This window comes from Fulvivirga aurantia (genome assembly GCF_009711475.1).
Classification (GTDB): Bacteria; Bacteroidota; Bacteroidia; order Cytophagales; family Cyclobacteriaceae; genus Fulvivirga; species Fulvivirga aurantia.
Genome location: NZ_SMMD01000095.1, coordinates 1 through 472, shown reverse-complemented (window position 1 = coordinate 472; position 472 = coordinate 1). Strand labels below are relative to the sequence as shown.

Genomic DNA, 472 nt, shown 5'->3' with positions numbered 1-472 from the left:
GTACTGAATCAGATAGTTGGGTGATACATCTAATCGCTTATTTAAAAAGATAGAAAACCCGCCATGCAATTTTATCATTCTAGCCAGCTCACCATCAGCACTGCTAAAAAAACTGGCATTTGGCTCGTTTAAGTTTTCGATGCTGAAACCTGTAAAAGCGCCAAATTCTTTAAGCTCATATCTTTTTTTACTCTTGTAGTTCCACATCATCCCAATGCTTACTGTAGGGTAAAAAACGCTATTATCTACTCCACTTATTTCTGGATTAGTACTTCCATCGTAACCGATCAATGGGTTGTATTGAGATGACCATTGAAATTTGCCAAAATCGATATTTTTCTGATAGCCTCCCAGTAAGCCACCTACCGTAATTACGTTATTGCCACTTCTTGTGAGATGTAGATTATATGCAAATGCAAAACTCACACCCGTAGAAGTAAATTCACCACTCTGCCCGGTTTCATCCCTAAAA

Annotated in this window: 1 protein-coding gene; it reads right to left on the bottom strand. The window is 38.1% G+C overall.

Annotation, left to right across the window (positions count from 1 at the left end; translation table 11 throughout):
• On the bottom strand, positions 1–472 hold a 472-nt coding region (locus tag E1176_RS21495), incomplete at both ends, for a type IX secretion system membrane protein PorP/SprF (protein ID WP_155208583.1).